The organism is Stenotrophomonas sp. YJH_SMC_127, assembly GCF_059372445.1.
This window is the reverse complement of sequence record NZ_JCAFVO010000003.1, coordinates 21256-39127: the sequence shown is the minus strand read 5'-3', so window position 1 is coordinate 39127 and position 17872 is coordinate 21256. Positions and strand designations below refer to the sequence as shown.

21 protein-coding genes, 5 tRNA genes and 1 riboswitch are annotated in these 17872 nt (G+C 66.1%); of the genes, 19 read left to right on the top strand and 7 right to left on the bottom strand.

All coding sequences use genetic code 11. The annotated features are described in order from the left end of the window. Nucleotides 1-18 precede the first annotated feature (18 nt). From pgsA to AC5QAB_RS08485, 8 genes are all read left to right on the top strand, one after another. Complete coding sequence (gene pgsA, locus AC5QAB_RS08520; RefSeq protein ID WP_012510614.1) at nucleotides 19-645, top strand: CDP-diacylglycerol--glycerol-3-phosphate 3-phosphatidyltransferase; 627 nt, start codon at nucleotides 19-21, stop codon at nucleotides 643-645. A gap of 249 nt (nucleotides 646-894) precedes the next feature. After that, a tRNA-Gly gene (locus AC5QAB_RS08515) sits at nucleotides 895-970 on the top strand. A 138-nt stretch (nucleotides 971-1108) separates the two neighbouring features. Beyond that, complete coding sequence (locus AC5QAB_RS08510; RefSeq protein WP_134967251.1) at nucleotides 1109-2215, top strand: NAD(P)/FAD-dependent oxidoreductase; 1107 nt, start codon at nucleotides 1109-1111, stop codon at nucleotides 2213-2215. A gap of 117 nt (nucleotides 2216-2332) precedes the next feature. Then, nucleotides 2333-2408, top strand: a tRNA-Gly gene (locus AC5QAB_RS08505). A gap of 367 nt (nucleotides 2409-2775) precedes the next feature. After that, on the top strand, nucleotides 2776-4239 hold the full coding sequence (locus tag AC5QAB_RS08500; RefSeq protein ID WP_495233345.1) for a TolC family protein: 1464 nt from the start codon (nucleotides 2776-2778) through the stop codon (nucleotides 4237-4239). Continuing rightward, nucleotides 4236-5375 carry an ABC transporter permease gene (locus tag AC5QAB_RS08495; RefSeq protein WP_495233344.1) on the top strand — a complete coding sequence of 380 codons (1140 nt, stop codon included), beginning with the start codon at nucleotides 4236-4238 and terminating at the stop codon, nucleotides 5373-5375. The genes AC5QAB_RS08500 and AC5QAB_RS08495 overlap by 4 nt, the downstream gene beginning before the upstream one ends. A gap of 10 nt (nucleotides 5376-5385) precedes the next feature. Then, nucleotides 5386-6114 carry an ABC transporter ATP-binding protein gene (locus AC5QAB_RS08490; RefSeq protein ID WP_495233343.1) on the top strand — a complete coding sequence of 243 codons (729 nt, stop codon included), beginning with the start codon at nucleotides 5386-5388 and terminating at the stop codon, nucleotides 6112-6114. Next, on the top strand, nucleotides 6111-7025 hold the full coding sequence (locus AC5QAB_RS08485) for an HlyD family secretion protein (protein WP_014646637.1): 915 nt from the start codon (nucleotides 6111-6113) through the stop codon (nucleotides 7023-7025). The genes AC5QAB_RS08490 and AC5QAB_RS08485 overlap by 4 nt, the downstream gene beginning before the upstream one ends. 2 nt (nucleotides 7026-7027) lie before the next feature. Here the strand turns inward: AC5QAB_RS08485 and AC5QAB_RS08480 are convergent, their stop codons facing one another. Both AC5QAB_RS08480 and AC5QAB_RS08475 read right to left on the bottom strand, forming a co-directional pair. Continuing rightward, entirely contained in the window at nucleotides 7028-7477 is a 450-nt protein-coding gene (locus tag AC5QAB_RS08480) for a hypothetical protein (RefSeq protein WP_014646638.1), read from the bottom strand. Further along, the gene (locus AC5QAB_RS08475) at nucleotides 7470-7871 is read right to left on the bottom strand and encodes a hypothetical protein (protein ID WP_046429875.1); all 402 of its coding nucleotides are present in this window, start codon (nucleotides 7869-7871) and stop codon (nucleotides 7470-7472) included. The genes AC5QAB_RS08480 and AC5QAB_RS08475 overlap by 8 nt, the downstream gene beginning before the upstream one ends. 130 nt (nucleotides 7872-8001) lie before the next feature. Here AC5QAB_RS08475 and AC5QAB_RS08470 point away from each other — a divergent pair. The 5 genes from AC5QAB_RS08470 to AC5QAB_RS08450 all read left to right on the top strand — a co-directional run bounded on the left by AC5QAB_RS08470 (nucleotide 8002) and on the right by AC5QAB_RS08450 (nucleotide 9958). Continuing rightward, nucleotides 8002-8077: transfer RNA gene (locus AC5QAB_RS08470), tRNA-Gly, on the top strand. 142 nt (nucleotides 8078-8219) lie between these two features. Then, nucleotides 8220-8295 (top strand) — tRNA-Gly (locus AC5QAB_RS08465). 66 nt (nucleotides 8296-8361) lie between these two features. After that, nucleotides 8362-8435: transfer RNA gene (locus tag AC5QAB_RS08460), tRNA-Cys, on the top strand. Nucleotides 8436-8556: 121 nt separating this feature from the next. Next, a complete protein-coding gene (locus tag AC5QAB_RS08455; protein ID WP_495233380.1) occupies nucleotides 8557-9471 on the top strand; it encodes an ADP-ribosylglycohydrolase family protein in 915 nt (304 codons plus the stop codon). Nucleotides 9472-9688: 217 nt separating this feature from the next. Further along, nucleotides 9689-9958, top strand: coding sequence for a hypothetical protein (locus tag AC5QAB_RS08450; RefSeq protein WP_032959304.1), 270 nt, complete (start codon nucleotides 9689-9691; stop codon nucleotides 9956-9958). Nucleotides 9959-10133: 175 nt separating this feature from the next. Here AC5QAB_RS08450 and AC5QAB_RS08445 read toward each other — a convergent pair whose 3' ends face one another. Then, nucleotides 10134-11207: an alpha/beta hydrolase family protein gene (locus AC5QAB_RS08445; RefSeq protein ID WP_495233342.1), complete on the bottom strand. Its 1074-nt coding sequence runs from the start codon at nucleotides 11205-11207 to the stop codon at nucleotides 10134-10136. 260 nt (nucleotides 11208-11467) lie between these two features. On the opposite strand from AC5QAB_RS08445, the gene AC5QAB_RS08440 reads away from it, so the two are divergent. Continuing rightward, complete coding sequence (locus AC5QAB_RS08440; RefSeq protein ID WP_495233341.1) at nucleotides 11468-11986, top strand: P-loop nucleotide/nucleoside kinase family protein; 519 nt, start codon at nucleotides 11468-11470, stop codon at nucleotides 11984-11986. A 10-nt stretch (nucleotides 11987-11996) separates the two neighbouring features. Here the strand turns inward: AC5QAB_RS08440 and AC5QAB_RS08435 are convergent, their stop codons facing one another. Then, on the bottom strand, nucleotides 11997-12914 hold the full coding sequence (locus AC5QAB_RS08435) for a LysR family transcriptional regulator (RefSeq protein ID WP_495233340.1): 918 nt from the start codon (nucleotides 12912-12914) through the stop codon (nucleotides 11997-11999). A 103-nt stretch (nucleotides 12915-13017) separates the two neighbouring features. On the opposite strand from AC5QAB_RS08435, the gene AC5QAB_RS08430 reads away from it, so the two are divergent. Together AC5QAB_RS08430 and AC5QAB_RS08425 are read left to right on the top strand one after the other, a co-directional pair. Further along, nucleotides 13018-14037, top strand: a complete 1020-nt coding sequence (locus AC5QAB_RS08430) for an aldo/keto reductase (protein WP_032959300.1) — start codon at nucleotides 13018-13020, stop codon at nucleotides 14035-14037. A 20-nt stretch (nucleotides 14038-14057) separates the two neighbouring features. Beyond that, a complete protein-coding gene (locus AC5QAB_RS08425; protein WP_032959298.1) occupies nucleotides 14058-14468 on the top strand; it encodes an SRPBCC family protein in 411 nt (136 codons plus the stop codon). Between the two features lie 58 nt (nucleotides 14469-14526). On the opposite strand, the gene AC5QAB_RS08420 is transcribed toward AC5QAB_RS08425, so the two are convergent. Further along, nucleotides 14527-15021 (bottom strand): DUF6265 family protein, encoded by a 495-nt coding sequence (locus AC5QAB_RS08420; RefSeq protein ID WP_032959297.1) that lies wholly within the window; start codon nucleotides 15019-15021, stop codon nucleotides 14527-14529. A gap of 134 nt (nucleotides 15022-15155) precedes the next feature. Here AC5QAB_RS08420 and AC5QAB_RS08415 point away from each other — a divergent pair, with 134 nt between their 5' ends. Next, nucleotides 15156-15989 carry an AraC family transcriptional regulator gene (locus AC5QAB_RS08415; protein WP_495233339.1) on the top strand — a complete coding sequence of 278 codons (834 nt, stop codon included), beginning with the start codon at nucleotides 15156-15158 and terminating at the stop codon, nucleotides 15987-15989. Nucleotides 15990-15992: 3 nt separating this feature from the next. On the opposite strand, the gene crcB is transcribed toward AC5QAB_RS08415, so the two are convergent. Together crcB and AC5QAB_RS08405 are read right to left on the bottom strand one after the other, a co-directional pair. Then, nucleotides 15993-16385 (bottom strand): fluoride efflux transporter CrcB, encoded by a 393-nt coding sequence (gene crcB, locus AC5QAB_RS08410; RefSeq protein ID WP_088497734.1) that lies wholly within the window; start codon nucleotides 16383-16385, stop codon nucleotides 15993-15995. A gap of 81 nt (nucleotides 16386-16466) precedes the next feature. After that, nucleotides 16467-16530: riboswitch (Fluoride riboswitch) on the bottom strand. A gap of 22 nt (nucleotides 16531-16552) precedes the next feature. Next, entirely contained in the window at nucleotides 16553-16954 is a 402-nt protein-coding gene (locus AC5QAB_RS08405; protein ID WP_005415999.1) for a helix-turn-helix domain-containing protein, read from the bottom strand. A gap of 111 nt (nucleotides 16955-17065) precedes the next feature. Between AC5QAB_RS08405 and AC5QAB_RS08400 the strand changes: the two genes are divergently transcribed. Continuing rightward, nucleotides 17066-17269 carry a helix-turn-helix domain-containing protein gene (locus tag AC5QAB_RS08400; RefSeq protein ID WP_014646673.1) on the top strand — a complete coding sequence of 68 codons (204 nt, stop codon included), beginning with the start codon at nucleotides 17066-17068 and terminating at the stop codon, nucleotides 17267-17269. Nucleotides 17270-17628: 359 nt separating this feature from the next. Then, entirely contained in the window at nucleotides 17629-17865 is a 237-nt protein-coding gene (locus AC5QAB_RS08395; protein WP_005416001.1) for a hypothetical protein, read from the top strand. The last annotated feature ends 7 nt before the right edge of the window (nucleotides 17866-17872 follow it).

Below are 17872 nucleotides of genomic sequence, written 5' to 3'. Positions count from 1 at the left end.
AGAGAGAAGCACGCAAGCATGAAGTTGACCCTGCCCACCTGGCTGACGTTGTTGCGGATCGTGATGATCCCGGTGCTGGTGCTGGTGTTCTACCTGCCCTACACCTGGACCAACTTCGCTTCGGCGGCGATCTTCGGCCTGGCCGCGATCACCGACTGGCTCGATGGCTGGATCGCACGCCGTTACCAGCTGGAGTCGGCCTTCGGCGCCTTCCTCGACCCGGTCGCGGACAAGCTGATGGTGGCAGTGGCGCTGTTCCTGATCGTGCAGGGCCACCCGACGCCGTGGATGGCGTTCTGGGCGGCGGTCATCGTCGGCCGTGAGATCGCGGTATCGGCGCTGCGCGAATGGATGGCCGAGCTGGGCCAGCGCGCGAAGGTGCGCGTGGCGATGATCGGCAAGGTCAAGACCACCGCGCAGATGGTCGCGCTGTTGTGCCTGCTGTACTCGGTGGCCCCGAACGTGCCGGTGGAAGACATCTGGATGGGCTGGCCGGTGTTCCATATCGGCGACTGGACTCTGGCCATTGCCGCCGTGCTGACCCTGTGGTCGGGCTTGCAGTACCTGCACGCCGCGTGGCCGAGCCTGCGCGACGATGAGCGCGCGGCGCGCGAGCGTGCGCGGCAGAAGAAGCTGGGCAACTGAGCCCGGGGTCTGAGCCCCGGGGTCGGATCCCTTTCCGAAGGAAAGGGCTCTGACCCCATCGATGCGCCTATCCCCGCACGGCGTGGATCTACTGGAAATGCCGCATCCACGGAGGGGGCGGATCCATCGGTTTGCGGGGATGCCGTGGTAGATCCACGCCATGCATGGATACGCGGTGCAAGGCGCCTCGCAGGCCCCGGAAAAACCGCTTGACGCCATCCTTGGAACAGGTAGAATTTCGCCTCCCAAGCGGGAATAGCTCAGTTGGTAGAGCGCAACCTTGCCAAGGTTGAGGTCGCGAGTTCGAGTCTCGTTTCCCGCTCCAGATTCAAGAAGAACGCTCCCGGAAGGGAGCGTTCTTCGTTTGTGTGCAGGGCACTTCATCCCTGCTTCACCGCCACCCCATCGCCTCACCACGCGTGCTCGCGAAGCTGTATCTCCGTTCCAGCCCGGCGATGCCGCGATGCCTCATCAATCCTCTGCTTACGACCACGATGTGGTCATCGTCGGCGCCAGTTTCGCCGGTGCCGCCTGCGCCTTGGCCGCCGCGCAGTACGGTCTGCGCGTCTGCGTGCTGGAACGCAAGGTCGACCCCGGCGAGCGCCTGCACACCACCGGTATCGTGGTGAAAGAAGCGATGGAGGAGACCTGGCTGGGGCGCATGCCCGAACATCTGGTGGACCGGGTCGCAAACGTGCGCCTGTATGCGCCGAACCTTCGCAGCGTGTTGCTGGCCGCACCGGGCTATTACTTCCTCACCACCGATACGCCGAACCTGATGCGCTGGCTGGCCAGCGAGCTGCATGCGAACGGCGTCGACCTGCGCCTGCAGCAGTCCTTTACCGACGCCCATCGCAGTGGTGACGGCTGGCAGGTGGATGGGGCAGGGCGATGCGCCTATCTGGTTGGCGCTGACGGCGCACGCTCACGCGTGGCACAACGCACCGGGCTTGGCCAGGTGCGTGACAACCTCTACGGCGTCGAGCGTGAGTTCGCCGGCCTGCAAGTGTCGCAGGGCGATGCACTGCATTGCTTCGTCAGCAAGCGCTACGCACCGGGCTACATCGGCTGGGTCGCGCAGAATCCGACCGGGCTGCAGGTGGGATTGGCGCTGCGTCATGACCCGCAACAGGTACGGCCGCCGGATATCGATGGCTTCCTCGACCACGTGCGCAATGTGGTCGGCATTCCGCCTTCGGCGCGTCCCTCGGCCACCCGCGCCGGCTTGGTCCCGTGCGGCCGGCCGGATGGGCCCTTCACCGGCCAACGCGTGATCCTGACCGGCGACGCGGCAGGCATCGTCTCGCCGCTGTCCGCCGGCGGCATCCACTCCTCGTGGCGGCACGGCTGGGCGGTCGGCGAGGCGATCGCCCGGCATCTGCGCGGCCAGGGGCCGGACGCCGAGCGGGTGGCGCGGCAGGTGGCGCCGGCATTCCACGGCAAGCGCCTGCTGCGCTGGGCGATGGACCATCTGCAGGCCGACTGGCCGCTCAACGCACTGCTGCACACGGGGGCCACGCGGCGCATCGCCGAGCAGGTCTACTTCCACCGCCGTGGCCTGCGCACGTAAAGCGAGCAGGCAGGGGGCGCCTGAACGCCGTCCTTCGGTTCACGTGAAAATTCCTGTTGACGCCGTGCAGCAATATCGACACAATAGCGCTCCTTCGACGCAGGTCGAACGGAATCTGCGGGAATAGCTCAGTTGGTAGAGCGCAACCTTGCCAAGGTTGAGGTCGCGAGTTCGAGTCTCGTTTCCCGCTCCAGATTCAAGAAAAACGCTCCCGCAAGGGGGCGTTTTTCGTTTGTCATGACGTTGGCCAGGCGGGTCGCTACAGGCGGGCCACGACATTTTCATGGTGGGCGTGGTAAGTCTGCAGCTGGGGGGCGATTCCGACATTGGTGTCGCAATCGGCATGACGGGGGCGCAGCGATCGTGGGGACGATCGGAAGCACCTGGCACGAGGGGCTGCAACAGACGCAATGACCTGGAATCCGCACCAGTGTTCCGCCTGCTGCAGGCACTGAAAGGCTGGCGAAAGGCCTGCGCCGGCGTTGCCTGAACCGCACGCGTGCTGTGACCTTTTTCGGACCATTTCTCCATGTTCGCTCCACAATCGCACGGTAGCCTTCATGCTCCTTCTACACGTTGGCGGGCTGGTGGTCAGGCGTATCACTCCAGTGGCGGTGCCCAGGACCGGGCGCGGACTCTCCCTGCAGGCAGTGCTGCGACCCGGCGCGCTGCTCGCAAGCCTCGCATTGGCGGGCTGCATGTCGGTGCCGGTTCCGGATCTGCCTGACCGCACGCCCAGTACCTGGACCCAGGTGCCGCAGGGCCAGGGCGTGGCGGTGGACGCCAAACAGTGGTGGAAAGTGTTGTCCGACCCGGCGCTGGATGGACTGGTCGATCAGGCCATCGCCGGCAACCTCGACCTGCAGCAGGCCACGCTGCGCCTGCAGGCCGTGCGGATTGTCGCCGGCACGTCCGATTCGCGCTTCCTGCCGGAAATCACGGCCAGCGCCAAGCAGGTGCAGGATGCCGCTGCGGTCGACACCTACTTCCACGCGGGTATCGAAGCGATCTGGGACCTGGGCCTGTTCGGCGCCGCCGAGAGCGCGCAGTTGAGCGCGCAGGCGTCGGCCGGCAACGCCGAGGCGCTGCGTGGTGCCGCGCAGGTCGCGGTGATCGCCGACGTGGTGCGCAGCTATCTGGATCTGACCGTGGCGCAGGCCCAGCAGGACCTGTTGGCCCGCCAGCAGGCGGTGGACGATCGCGGCGAACAGTTGGCCCTGGTACGCCAGCGCCTGCGCCTTGATGAGCCCGGCGAACTTGATCGCCTGCGTGCACGCCAGGCCGCCACCCGCGCGGCCACGGCGCAGGCACGGGAAAACGCGGACAACGCTGCCCGTGCGTTGGCTTTGCTGCTGGGACGCGATGGCCCGGACCCGGCCTGGCGTGCCTATCGCACGCCGCCGACGCTGGGTGCGTTCTCGCTGCAGCAGGTCCCGGCCGATCTGCTGCGCCATCGGCCGCAGATCCTGCTGGCCGAATCGGAGGTGATGCAGGCTGCTGCCAGCAAGGGTTCGGCACGCGCCGCGATGTATCCGCGTGTCAGCCTCGGTGGCTCCATCCTGTACGCCTACAACCTCACCCAGAACGCCCGCTCCAATTCCGATTCGAGCCCGTCCATCGGCCCGTACATCGATATTCCGCTGTGGGACTGGGGCCAGCGCCGCGCACGCTTCCATGCTGACGAAAGGCAACTGGATGCCGCGCTGCTCGGCTACCGCAAGGCAGTCCTTGAAGGTGTGAGTGAAGTGGAAGGCGCGCTCGGCAGCCTGGCGCGCCAGGACAGCAGCATCCAGTCGCTGCGCGCGGCCGATGATGCCGCCGGGCAACAGGTCAAGCGGCAGGCGCGGCAGGTGCAGTTGGGCCTGTCCAGCGAATTCGACGGGCTTGACGGGCGGCGTGCGGCACTCGCCGCGCAGGCCGACCTGATCGGTGCACAGGGTGCGCGCGTGCTGGCCTTCGCATCGCTTTACCGCGCCCTCGGTGGTGCTCCGTTGCCTGTCGAGGGTGAGGGCGAATCGCAATGATCGCGCTGGCACGCAAGACCCTGGCCTATGAATGGCGCCGGTTCCTGCCGGTGGTGCTGGCGATGTGCTTCGCCGGTGTGCTGTTGATCGTGCAGGCGGCACTGGTGCTGGGCATCTTCGGTACCGCTGCGATCTACGTGAAAGCGTCCTCGGCCGACATCTGGGCCGGCTTCCCCGGCACCCAGAGCGTCAACTACGGCCATGCGATCAGCGCCGACGTCGAAAGCCACCTGCGCATGGACCCGGATGTCACCCGCGTCGAGCCCTACGAGTGGGTCGATGGCGAATGGCGCTCGGGTGCGCAGGGTACCGGCAACGTGTCGGTGTACCTGTCCGGCATCTCCACCGGCGATGACGCAATGATGTTCGCGCGCATCCTGCCTGCCGACCTGCGCGCGCAGCTGCGCGAGCCGGGGGCGGTGATCGTCGACAGCGCCGACCTGGATACGCTCGGCGTGGACCTGCAGAGCAACCGTGCATGGATCAATGGCAAGGCGGTGCGTGTGGTCGCCGCGCAACCGGGCCTGCGTGGCCTCGGTGGCGTCAACGTGCTGGCCTCGCTGGATACCGCGCGTGCCATCGCCGGTACCGATCCGCACGAGGGCAGCACCTATTTCGTGGCGGGCCTGCGCTCGCCGGACCTGGTCGACCGCGTGCGCGACCGCCTCGCTGCGTCGATGGGCCAGGCCACGCCGGTCGAGTTCTGGACCGCGCCGGCGTTCGCCAGCCGTTCGCAGCAGTACTGGTTGTTCGACACCGGCGCCGGCATCGCGGTGCTGTTCATGGCGGTCATCGTCTGCTTCGTCGGCGCGGTGATCACCAACCAGTCGTTCGCCTCGGTGGTGGCTGGTTCGGTGCGCGAGTACGCCACGCTCAACGCGCTCGGCGCAGGTCGCTACGCGCTGGCACGGGTGGTATTCGAGCAGGCATTGCTGATCGGTGGCGTGGGCATGTTGCTGGCGGCGGCGTTCAGTACCGTCGTGCTGTTGATCGCACAGTCCCAGCGCGTGCCGGTGCAGCTGACGCCGATGGTCATCATCGGCTGCGTGGCGCTGGTCGCGGTGATGGCCATGCTGTCGAGCATCATGGCGGTACGCAGTGTGGTCCGCTCCGATCCATCGTTGCTGCTGCGTTGAGGACCGGCCGATGACCTCCAAACATGCCGTCGCTCCCACGTTGCAGGCCGACGCACTGGAAAAAGCCTTCATGTCCGGCGATGTACAGGTGCCGGTGCTGCGCGGCCTGTCGCTGGACATCTATCCGGGCGAGTTGACCCTGGTCTCGGGCCCTTCGGGGTGCGGCAAGAGCACGCTGCTGTCGCTGCTGTCGGGCCTGTCCGCGCCGGATGGCGGTCGCGTGCACGCGCTGGGTCAGGACGTGGGGCACATGACCCGCGGCGAGGTGGAGCGCTTCCGCCTGCACCATGTTGGCTTCGTGTTCCAGGGCTTCAACCTGTTCCCTGCACTGACTGCGCTGGAGCAGGTGCAGCTGCCGCTGGGCTACCGCGGCATGCGCAATCGCGAAAGCGAGCCGCTGGCGCGCAAGGCGCTGGAAGAAGTGGGCCTCAGCCACCGCAGCCAAATGCGCCCGGCGCAGTTGTCCGGCGGTGAGAAGCAGCGTGTGGCCGTCGCCCGTGCCTTCGCCAAGTCGCCGACACTGATCTTCGCCGACGAACCCACCAGCGCGCTGGACGCCGAGAATGGCCAGCGCGTGATCGACATCCTGCACCGCTACGCACGTGCGCATGGCGCCACCGTGCTGTGCGTGAGCCACGATCCGCGCCTGATCCGGCATGCCGATCGGGTGATCGCCATGGAAGACGGCATGGTCCGTGATGACCGCCGCCAGAACGAAACCGTAGAGTCCGCCCTATGACCAAGACGTCGCACCTGCTTCCCCTCAGCCTGGTACTGTCCGCGGCACTGCTGCTTTGCGCCTGTTCCAGGGACGCGCCCGCCCAGGCACCTGCAGGTAAAGCCAGCACTGCCACCGCCGGCAAGGTTGCGGTGGCGCGCGGCATCATCGATGTCGAGGGTGGCCTGATCGCGCTGGCGCCGCCGGTGGATGGTTCGATCACCGCCGCGCTGGTGAAGGAGGGCGCCACGGTGAAGAAGGGGCAGCTTCTGCTGTCGCTGGACGGTGCGCTGCTGCAGCAGGAAGTGGCGATGGCCACCGCTGATCTCGCACTGGCCAATGACCGCCTGAAGGGCAGCCAGGCGCAGCTGCGCGAACTGGAGCGCAATGCCACCCGCCTGTCCACGGGTGCGAGCGAAGGCGTGTCGTCCAACCAGCAGGCCGATGCGGCCAAGCAGCAGCTGGCTGGCGTACGCGCCGATGTCGACGTGGCCGGTGCGCAGGTCGACATGGCCCAGCACAAGCTGGAACACGCCAGGCTGAAACTGCAGCAGATGTCGCTGAGCGCGCCGGAAGCCGGCACCGTGGTCGGCCAGGTGCCGGGCCTCGGCGCCTTCGTGCAGGCCGGCAAGCCGGCGATATCACTGCTGCCGGCGCGCCCGCTGCAGGTACGTGCCGAACTCAGCGCGGCCTACGCCGATGCCGTGCAGGTGGGCATGAGGGCCACCGTGGTGCCAGACAGCGATGGTGCCGAGAACGCCAGCACGCTGCCGCCCGCACGCGTGGTACGCATCAGCCCGGTGTTCGCGCAGGCTCGCCTGCCTGAAGACGCGGGGCGTGGCGTGGCCAAGGTGGTGGAGTGCGTGCTGGAGTTCGATGGCGAGGCCAAGGCGCGCTTCGGCCAGCATGTGCGGGTGGAGTTCCGGAAGTAGGCCTAGTGCTGCAACGGGGGCGCATCCGCGCGCCCTCGACGCCTGAACGCCCGCCACGCGCTCACCGCCGACACCATGCACAGCGCCAGCAGCAGGCCCACGTCCAACAGCAGCAGCCACAGCAGATGCATGCCTTGTACCGGCGGCTGATGCATCGCCGACAGCATCCACGGCACCGACCACAGCAGCAGAAGGGCGAAGGCGATCAGCAGGCGCAGCCACAGGCGTTTCAGTCTCCACGGCCGCACGATCAAGGCGGCTACCACCAGTTCGACGGTGCCCAGCAACGCGAAGACGATGACGGTGCTGGTCGGGTAGGGCAGTTCGGCGCCTTCCAGGTGGTGCAGCAGCCAGTAGTCCGGAGTGAAGCCGGCATTGACCAGTGCGGCGATCAGCGCCAGCCAGGTCAGCGCGACCAGCAGCCAGAACAGGCGGATGTAACGTCTAGGCATCGGTGGTGTCCGTGGTGTAGCGGGAGGTTGCCCGCGACGAATAGCGCAGGCTTGCGGCGATTGCGGCCAGTGCCAGCAGGCCAGGTCCAACGGTGAAGTACACCAGGCGCAGCGGATGGTCGTGCATCAGCGTCCAGCTGGCGAACGCCAGCGGCGCCGCCAGCACCAGCAGCTTGGCGAACAATGGCCGCAACACTGCGATCAGCAGTTGGGCGCCAATGAACATCCAGAACAGATGGAACTGGGCGATGCCCAGGCCGATGTCGCGATGGGCGGTGAAGCCGAAATGGTCGCGATACCAGTTCATTCCCAGCGGAATCAGTGCCCAGTACAGCAGCGCCACCAGCAGATGCAGCAGCAGGGCGATCAACAAGGGTTTGCCGCGAAGGAACATGGGCGCATGGGGCTGGGCGGGGCAGCGTACCCCAGTGCGGACGCCCGTGACCGCATGATGTGAAGACTGTTGACGGCGTGAAGGAATTTGGACACAATAGCGCTCCTTCGACGCAGGTCGAACGGAATCTGCGGGAATAGCTCAGTTGGTAGAGCGCAACCTTGCCAAGGTTGAGGTCGCGAGTTCGAGTCTCGTTTCCCGCTCCAGATTCTACAGGGCCCCGGCAGGGGCCTTGTTTTTCTCCCGCCACGGCAAGGCGGGGCACGTTGGGCCACAAGGCTTTACGCGCAGTCAGAAAGGTGAAATCGCTGGTGTGTGTTCCGGATTTCCGGTACCATGGCGGCTTATGCGGGAATAGCTCAGTTGGTAGAGCGCAACCTTGCCAAGGTTGAGGTCGCGAGTTCGAGTCTCGTTTCCCGCTCCATGTTCCGACAGGCCCCATCATGGGGTTTTGTCTTGTCAGGGTTCCGTTCCTGGCGCGCAGTACGTTGGCCTCATGGCAGAGTGGCTATGCACCGGATTGCAAATCCGTTTACAGCGGTTCGATTCCGCTTGAGGCCTCCAATTGAAAAGCCCTGACTCCGGTCAGGGCTTTTTTGTTGGCTACGATTGCGTTCCCGCTTGCGCGATCGTTGCGCGGCCTGGCGGCCAGTCATGGCGGATCCGGTGGCGCTACACTGGTCTGATGAACCAGATTGATCACTTCCGCGGCGCCTTGCTCGGCCTCGCGTGCGGCGATGCCGTCGGTACCACGCTGGAGTTCAAGCCTCGTGGCAGCTTCACCCCGATCACCGACATGGTGGGTGGTGGGCCGTTCCAGCTGCAGCCGGGGCAATGGACCGACGATACCTCCATGGCGATGTGCCTGGCCGAGAGCCTGGTGCGTTGTGACACCTTCGATGTGCACGATCAGATGAACCGCTACGCCAACTGGTACCGGCATGGGTACTGGAGTGCGACCGGCGAGTGCTTCGATATCGGTATGGCAACGCGGGCTGCGATCGACCGGTTCCTGCAGGATGGCCATCCGCTGGCGGGTAGTGACGACCCACGCAGCGCTGGCAATGGCTCGATCATGCGTTTGGCGCCGGTGGCATTGCGCTACGCCGGGACCCCCGACCTGCAGGCAATGGCCGAGCTGAGTTCGCGAACGACGCACGCTGCGCAGGAGTGCCTGGAGGCGTGCCGCTTGCTGGCGGTCGCGCTGGAGCGGGCGTTGGCAGGTGGCACCCGTGACGCGGTGCTGGATCTCAGCAATGTCCCCGTCGAGAGCGCGCGGCTGCAGCAGATCGCGGCGGGCGGCTACCGCGGTGCCGCGCGTGAGCAGATCCGTGGCAATGGCTATGTTGTCGACAGTGTCGAAGCTGCACTCTGGTGCTTTGATCGCCACGACACCTTTGAAGCCGTCGTACTCGAGGCGTCCAATCTTGGCGAGGACGCCGACACCACGGCCGCCATCGCGGGGCAGCTGGCGGGCGCATTCCATGGTGCGCGCGGAATCCCCGGGCGGTGGTTGCAGCGGCTGGCCCTGCGTGCCGAAATCCAGGCGCTGGCCGATGCGCTGCACGCCTTGAACCAGGGCAGCGACCGCGCTGGGTGAGTCGGGTTCCCTGCCTGTGAACTGCGCCGGCAGGACGCTCCCTGCCGGCGCCATTTCCGACGCCGCGAGGGAACCCGTGCGGCAGCTCGCATGCCGCGGCCGCCAGTCTCAGCCGGCCACGACATGGAAAGGCGCTATGGTCAGGTTCCACGTCTCAGGGAGCCGCAATGGCGAGCAAGGACATCACGCGTCGCTTCAGCCACGGAGCGAAACGGAAATGAGCAAAGTCATGGCAGATGTGCGTTGGCTGACCTTTCGGTTGAAGAACGGGCAATCCATCGGGCCGGAGCGGCTGAAGGACGGATGGGTGATTGCCTCGGAAACCGCCCGCTGTGAGGTCCGCCGCGAGCATATCGAGGGATCGGGCCTGGTGTATGCCTTGTATGCGCCGGCCAGCCTGGCCTCACCGCGGCGCGCGGAAATGCGCATGCGCGAATTCCTGATGAGCTCGGGCTACACCTTCACGATGGGCACGCTGGGCGGCTGACTGGGCCCGTCATGGTTGCGCTCGCACGGTCAGCGCCTGGCCCTGCATGCCGATCGGGCGGCGTGCATCGTGCAGCACCATGCCGGTCAGGCCGAGGCCTTGGCGGCTGAACGACACACGCCACCCGAGCAGCCCCTTCCGGCACGGTGGTGATGCGTTGCGGCACGCGATGGACTCAGCGTTGCACGGCCTTCAAGGCGTCGACCACCTGTGCCCCAGAAAAACCACAGTGTCCTTCGCCCACCGGCGGCAACACGCGTGGCAGCGGGCGTGCGCCAGCCCGTACGGCCAATTGCGGATACACCGTCTGCATGTGCGGCACGATGGTCGGGTCGTTGTGGTTGAACTGGATCACCAGCGGTCGCTTCAGTGCGCCGGTGATTGCCAGCGAGTTGCGGACATGCGCCTGCGCCGCGGGAACAGCGCTGACACGCTGCACGCCGGCATTGAACGCGGTGTCATCGCCAAAGCCGCTGTAGACCACGCCGATGTTGCCCATCGGCATGCCGCCGCTCCGTGCAGCCAGTTCATGCAGGACCAGCGCGTGCAGGCTGATCGTGCCGGCCAGTGCATCAGCGGAGACCTGCAGCCGCCGTGCCAGCACTGCGGCGTGCGACGGATCACGTTGCAGTGCATTGGCGATGCCCTGGTACAACTCGCCCTGCGGCAGCGCCGCCGCTTCGCGCGATAGCAGGCCGGTGGGCGGCAGCCCATCAGCCTGGGGGAACAAGTAATCGAACGCGACCAGCGTGGTCAGCAGATCGGTCGCGATCTGTTCGCCACCGAGATTGGCGCCGCACAGCGACACGCCACCTGCGTAGTGCTGCGGGAAGCGTTCGAGGCTGCCGATGGTCACGGCGCCGCCCATCGAGAATCCCAGCATCCAGGTGTGGCGGACATGCTTGAGTTCACCCACTGCCTGCTGGCGCAGGCGTTCTGTATCGGTGATCGCATCGGCCACCGCCCAGCCCTGGCTGGCATAGGCGCTCTGCGCGACGGCGTAACCTGCTGCCAGCAGTGGCGCGGTGCTGTCATTGGCCGCCATGGGTGCGGTGCGTGGCATGCCGACCGGTTCATAGCCATGGGCCAGCATCACCAGGTCGCCGTTCCAGCTGGCCGGTACATCCAGCCGCCACGGTGCGCCCTGCAGCTCGCCGCTGAGCGTGCGCGGTGCCGGCGGTGGTGCAGCCAGCGATGCCATCCAAGGCAGCAGGCAGAGGGCAAGCGCACATCGAAACAAGGTTCGCATCGGGGTCATTCCATGCGGGAATGGCGCCGAGCATAGATCCCTGCACAACCTTGCGCGCGCTGCAGTGCCGCAGGGCATTGCCGGTCGGCGGTGCTGCGCTCTACGCTGGCGGCATGGCCCTGCACAGCATCGCGTCGATTATCCGCATTCCCCACGGGAAGGCGGGGTAGCGCGCGGTCATCTCGGCCAAGCAACCTGCCCGGGAAGGCGGGTTGCATGCAGCGCTCTCCCGGGTAATGAATCCACCAAGGAGAATGCAGATGCACGACCTTTCATCGAACGACGCTGCGCCGACCCTGCACCTGTTGTGCGGCAAGATCGGTGCCGGCAAATCCACCCTGTCGCAGCAGCTGGCGTTGAAGCCGCGCCACGTATTGATCAGCGAAGACACTTGGCTGGCGGCGCTGTATCCGGGCGAAATCCATTCCATTGCCGACTATCTGCAGCGTGCAGCCACGTTGCGCAATGTGCTGGCCGATCATCTGCGCACATTGCTGCGCATGGGCGTCTCGGTGGTGCTCGATTTCCCTTTCAACACGCCGGCCGCGCGGGCATGGGCGCGCGAGCTGTTCGAGCCGGAGGGAGCCGCGCACCAGCTGCATTTCCTGGATGTTGCCGACGAGGTCTGCAAGGCGCGGCTGCGTGCGCGCAATGCGCGCGGTGAGCATCCGTTCCAGGCCAGCGATGAGGAGTTCGCACAGATCACCCGCCACTTCGTTGCACCGGCCGCGGAAGAGGGCTTTGCGGTGATGCGCTACACCGAGGCAGGCCCGGCATAGCGCGGTCAGTTCAGTCGACGAAGGCCGGCTTGCCCTCGGTTGCGGTCTGCACCAGCGTCCTGCGGAAGGTCTCGACCAGCGGGCGCAGGTTGATGCGGTGCCAGGCCGCCCACAGCGGTGTGCGGTAGCTGAACCACGGCAGCTCGCGCAGTACCACGCCCTGCGGTGCCTGGTGGTCCAGGCTGCGCTGCAGGTTGGTCAGGCCCAGCCCAGCAGCGACCAGACCGAGTGCGGCCAGCGGCTCGGTCGCCTCCATGGCGATGGTCGGGGTGAAGCCGGCCTTCGCGCAGGCGGCGATGAAGGTGTCATGGCGCAGCGCGCTTTCCTTGTGCATCACGCCGATCCATTGCTGGCTGGCCAGATCCTCTGGCGTGATGGTCTCTGCGCTGGCCAATGGGTGGCCGGCCGGCAGCGCCAGCAGCATTGGATCGTTCAGCACCTGCGTGGCCTCCAGGTCCGGATCGTCGAACGCGGGGGGGTCGCAGACCAGGGCGATGTCCAGGCTGCGTTGCCGCAGGCCTTCCAGCTGCGTGTCCGACTGCTGGTTGTACAGCGCGATGTGTACGGCAGGACGGTCGCCACGCAGTTCGCGCAGGGCGGCGGGCAATACGCCGGAGTGCATCGCGTACTCCAGGTAGCCGATGCACAGGCCGCCCTCGTCGCCGCGGCCGAGCCGGCGTGCCAGCGATTCCAGCCGGTTGGCGTGGGTCAACAGGGCGCGTGCCTCGGCCAGGAAGGTGCGGCCATCGGCGGTCAGCCGGATGCGCTGCTGCGAGCGTTCGAACAGCTGCAGTTCCAGCCGTTCCTCCAGCTGCGCGATCTGCCGGCTGAGCGGGGATTGGGAGATGTGAAGGCGCTCGGCAGCGCGGCCGACGTGTTCATCCTCGGCGACGGCCACGAAATAGCGCAGTTGGCGGAGATCGAGCATAAGACCGTCCGGGACTCAAGATGGACAAATTATGTCTTGGACAGTCTTATTGGGCAAGCCTAGCCTATGCCTCAACCTCAACAACGTCCCCAAGGGGAACCCCATGAGCATCAACACTCTGCTGGCTGGCAAGGCCCTCGGCTTCGGTACCGCGCCGCTGGGCAACATGTTCCGTGACATCCCGGAAGCCGAGGCCCAGGCCACCGTGGACGCGGCCTGGGAACAGGGCACCCGCTACTTCGATACCGCCCCGTTCTACGGCGCCGGCCTGGCCGAGATCCGGCTCGGCGACGCGCTGGCCAAGCGCAACCGCGACGACTTCGTGCTCAGCACCAAGGTCGGCCGCCTGATCCTGGACGAAGTGGAAGACACCAGCGCCCGCGATCTTGGCGAGAAGGGCGGCCTGTTCGTCGCCGGCCGCCCCAACAAGCTGGTCAATGACTACTCGGCCGATGCCACCCTGCGTTCGATCGATGACAGCCTCACGCGCCTGAAGACCGACCGTCTCGATATCGTCTGGGTGCACGACATCGCCCAGGATTTCTACGGCGATGAGTGGCTGTCGTACTTCGAGACCGCACGCCGCGGCGCCTTCAAGGTGCTGACCCGCCTGCGCGAGGAGGGCGTGATCAAGGCCTGGGGCCTGGGCGTCAACCGTGTCGAGCCGATCGAGCTGACCCTGGATCTGGACGAAGCCCGTCCGGACGGCTTCCTGCTGGCCGGCCGCTACTCGCTGCTCGACCACGAGCGTGCGCTGCAGCGGGTGATGCCGAAGGCGGCCGAACGCAACACCGGCATCGTGGTCGGCGGTCCGTACAGCTCCGGCGTGCTGGCCGGTGGCAGCCACTTCGAGTACCAGAAGGCGTCGCCTGAGATCCTTGCCAGGGTCGAGCGCATCAAGGCCATCGCGGCCGAGTACGGCATCAGCATCAAGGCGGCCGCCCTGCAGTTCTCGCTGGCCAACCCGGCAGTGGCAGCGGTGATTCCGGGCGCCAGCCGTCCCGAGCGCATCGCCGAAGACGACGCCGCACTGAAGGAAATCACCCCGGCCGGGTTCTGGCAGGAACTGCGCGCCCAGGGCCTGGTTGCGGCCAACGCCCCGCTGCCGATCGACAACATCTGAGTCACGAAGGAGACCTTCCCATGGCAACTGCTTCTGTATCCATCACCGTGCCGACCCCGGCCGACCAGGTCTGGGACCTCATCGGCGGCTTCGATTCGCTGCCCGACTGGCTTCCGTACATTCCCCAGAGCACGCTCAGCGATGGCGGTCGCGTGCGCCACCTGGCCAATCCCGACGGCGATGCCATCGTCGAGCGCCTGGAAGCCTTCGACCAGGCCGATCGCAGCTACACCTACTCGATCCTGCAGGCGCCGTTCCCGGTTACCGGCTATCGCTCCACGCTGCGTGTGGTCGAGCAGGGCGGCGGTTCGCGGATCGACTGGTCCGGTGAGTTCACTCCGATGGGCGTCAGCAACGAAGAAGCGTCCGCGCTGTTCGAGGGTATCTACCGCGATGGCCTGAAGGCGCTGGAAACCACGCTGGCCGGGTGAATGTCCGTGTGGTGTTGACCGTATGCAGGCGCCCCGGCCAGTCCGGGGCGCTTGTATTTCAGTGGGTGGGTGATGGTCCACCGCAGGCAACGCGATGCATCGGGAAGTCCAGGGCCTGTTTCGGGTTGTCCTGCGCGACCTCGATGCGCGCATGCGCGCGCTGTTCATCGAGGCGTCGATAGCGGATGCGCTGCGGGAAGTCGTTGGCCGGGTTCTCGAATACTGCCTCGTTGGCATCGACGCGGGTGGCGTTGAAGTCCGTGGCGTTCTGGCCGGAGGGCAGGGCGGTCAGCACCAGGCGGCCGTCGTCATGCTGGCGCAGCTGCATGAACTCGAAACCCACGGTGCGGCCGTCACGCAGGCTGCGGCTGCTGCCCAACAGGGTGTTTCCAGCCAGGGTGGACCACTGCTCGCCGGCGCCGGCCGGCTGGCCATCAAGCTGCCAGCAACCGGCCAGCCACGCCAGGTGGTCGATCTTCGAGGACGGAGCGGCCAGGGCGTGCGGGGCCACGAGCAGCAGTGGCAACAGGGCCAGGGCGATGCGGATCGACATCAGTGCCTCCATGCGCGGGGATGTGCGGCCTGTATAGCGTTCGACGGATCACTCAGCCAGTGCCGCCCCCTCAACCGCCGAATCCGATACGATCTGTCGCATTGAGTTCGTCTCGCTTGATCCGGAGTCCCGTCATGGTCGACCGTCTCGCCATTCTGCTGGAACGTTTTTCGGTCACCGCCTCGGTGTTCCATGCCGGCGCGCTGTGCGGCATCAACACGCTGGACGGCGAGGATGAAGCCGGGCAGTTGCACCTGGTGCGACGTGGCCCGCTGCAGGTCAGCCACGGCCAGCAGACCGTGCAGGTCGAGGTGCCGAGCCTGCTGCTGTACCCGCGGCCGATGCCGCATCGGTTCAGCACCGATCCGCAGCACGGCGCCGACATGGCCTGCGCCAACCTGCATTTCGAGGGCGGCCGGCTGAACCCGATCAGCGCCGCGTTGCCCGAATTCATCTGCATGCCGCTGGCGGATCTCTACGGCGGCAGCGCAGCACTGGAGCTGCTGTTCGAAGAGGCCTTCGAGCAGCGCTGCGGGCGTGCGGCGATGGTCAACCGGCTGTTCGAGGTGGTGATGATCCAGGTGCTGCGCCAGTTGATGGAAGGCGGCGAGATGCGTGGTGGCCTGTTCGCCGGGCTCGGCCATCCGCGGCTGCGGCTGGCGTTGGTGGCGATGCATGAGGCGCCCGCACAGTCCTGGACCCTGGAAGACCTGGCCGACGTCGCCGGCATGTCGCGCAGTGTGTTTGCCGCCAGCTTCCGTGAGGCGATGGGCACCACGCCGGGCCAGTATCTGCAGGGTTGGCGGGTGGGCCTGGCGCAGCAGGCGCTGCGCCAGGGCAGACCGCTCAAGCGGATTGCCGACGATGTGGGGTACGGCAGCGAAGCGGCGCTGTCGCGCGCGTTCAAGGCGCACACCGGGCAGTCGCCGCGGGAGTGGCGCGGACAGGCCCGCGCCGGCGCGGCCTAAGCCTCAGCCCAGCACCAGCCGCGCCAGTTTCATGCCGCCGAACAGGCCGACCAGGCCCAGTGCCACCGAACCGCCGGCGTACAGCGCTGCCAGGCCATGCTGGCCGCGCTGCAGCAGCAGGCCGATTTCCAGTGCATAGGTGGAGAACGTGGTGTAGCCGCCGAGAACGCCGGTGGCCAGCAGCAGGCGCAGCTGCGGCGAGGCGCCATTGCGCAGGGCGAAGGCTTCGACCAGCACGCCCATCAGCAGCGCGCCGCTGATGTTGATCAGGAAGGTCGACCATGGCCACGGGCTGCCGACTGCCACCCGCGTACCGATCAGGTTGCAGGCATGGCGAAGGCAGGCGCCGAGCCCGCCGCCGATGAAGACCAGCAAGTAGTTGTTCAATGCGTGCATCACGTGCCTCGGGTACGGGTTCGCTGATTCGATGGCGAACGCCGAGGGCAGGCACGGCCTGCCATCGACGAACGCCGGTTCGTCTTGGCAGGAGCCATCAGCCCTTTCAGGCGGTTATCGGGGGAGCCCCATCCCCATCGGCGACCATGCTACCAGCGGTAGTGCATTCACGTCATCGAGGTCGTCAGCACCCGGATGACCTTGCTGCGGCTGAAGCCGTCCATCAGCAGTTCGAAGGCCAGCAGGTCCAGGGCCGCGTGGCGGCGGTGGTCGATCTCCAGGCCCTTCTCTTCCACCAGATGGCTGACCAGTTCGTAGGCGTCCTGCCAGACATCCAGGTGGGCCTGGCTGGGGATATAGGTATTGCCCCGCTCACCGACGCCAAGCCCGCTCACGCCATACAGCAGTTCACGCGCGTCCAGCTTGGCCGCATCGGCGATGCGGAACAGCTGTTCGGCCTTCACATGGGCGGGGCTGACGTGGTCGTTGAGCCAGTTGCTGATGGTTGCCGTCGTCGAATCGGCGGCGCGGGCCAGATCGGCCGGGCGAGGGTGCCCGGCTTTCTTCATGGCAATGGCGAGTCGTTGGCCGAGAGTATTCATCTATGCAAGCCAGCTTAACGCGTGGATCGCAAAGATCCCTTGTTCCAAGAATAAGTCTGGTTAACAGAAGGACCGACCGTGACCGAATTCTGGAGCAAGGGGCAGGTGCGCACCCGGCTGGGTTTCCGCACCGATGCCGAACTGGCGCGCTTCTTTGGCATAAGCCGATCTGCAGTGTCGCAATGGCCCAAGGATTTCCCGATTCCTGCGTTACGCCAATACATCCTGCATCAGCGCTATCCCAACCTGTTCCCGGCAACTGAAGCCACGCAGGGCGAATAAGCCTCAACTGCGCCGCCTTTTGTCGCATATAGCACTCTAAGTGCCATTTGCTAAGTATGCTTAGCAACATAGGAAACTTCGATGGAACGGGGTCGGGCTATCGATGAGGCCTACCAGGGCAGAGGCTGGAGGAATCGGGTAGGTTGTCGGCTCCGGCCCATCCGGGAAGCCTGTCATCCCGTATGTGGTTTCGTGAACGATTAATAATTTCGATCACGAAAGTCGCTGCATGTAATTGACCTGTCGTGAAATCTATGACTAATTGGCATCAACTGGGCGTGAAGCCCGGGAGTCTTTCAGTAGCTCGCAAGTGAGTCGGTAGACCGTCAACGATGCAGAACAAGTCCAACGGAGGTCGTATGGAATACGGCATGCATGGCTTGGCTGAACGGGTACGCCGCGAACTGGAAGCCAGTTATCACAAACACGGATGCGGTCCGGCGTTCTGGGATACCTACCAGCAGGTGCTGGACCGCCTGGTCCCGCAGGGGACCGAGCGTACCGAAGTCACCAATGAAATGGCGCTGATCATCGAACAGCTCGGCATCGTCCGACGTGCGCAGCTGGTGCCGCCGCACGCCAATGGGCCGCGTTGACCCGTTG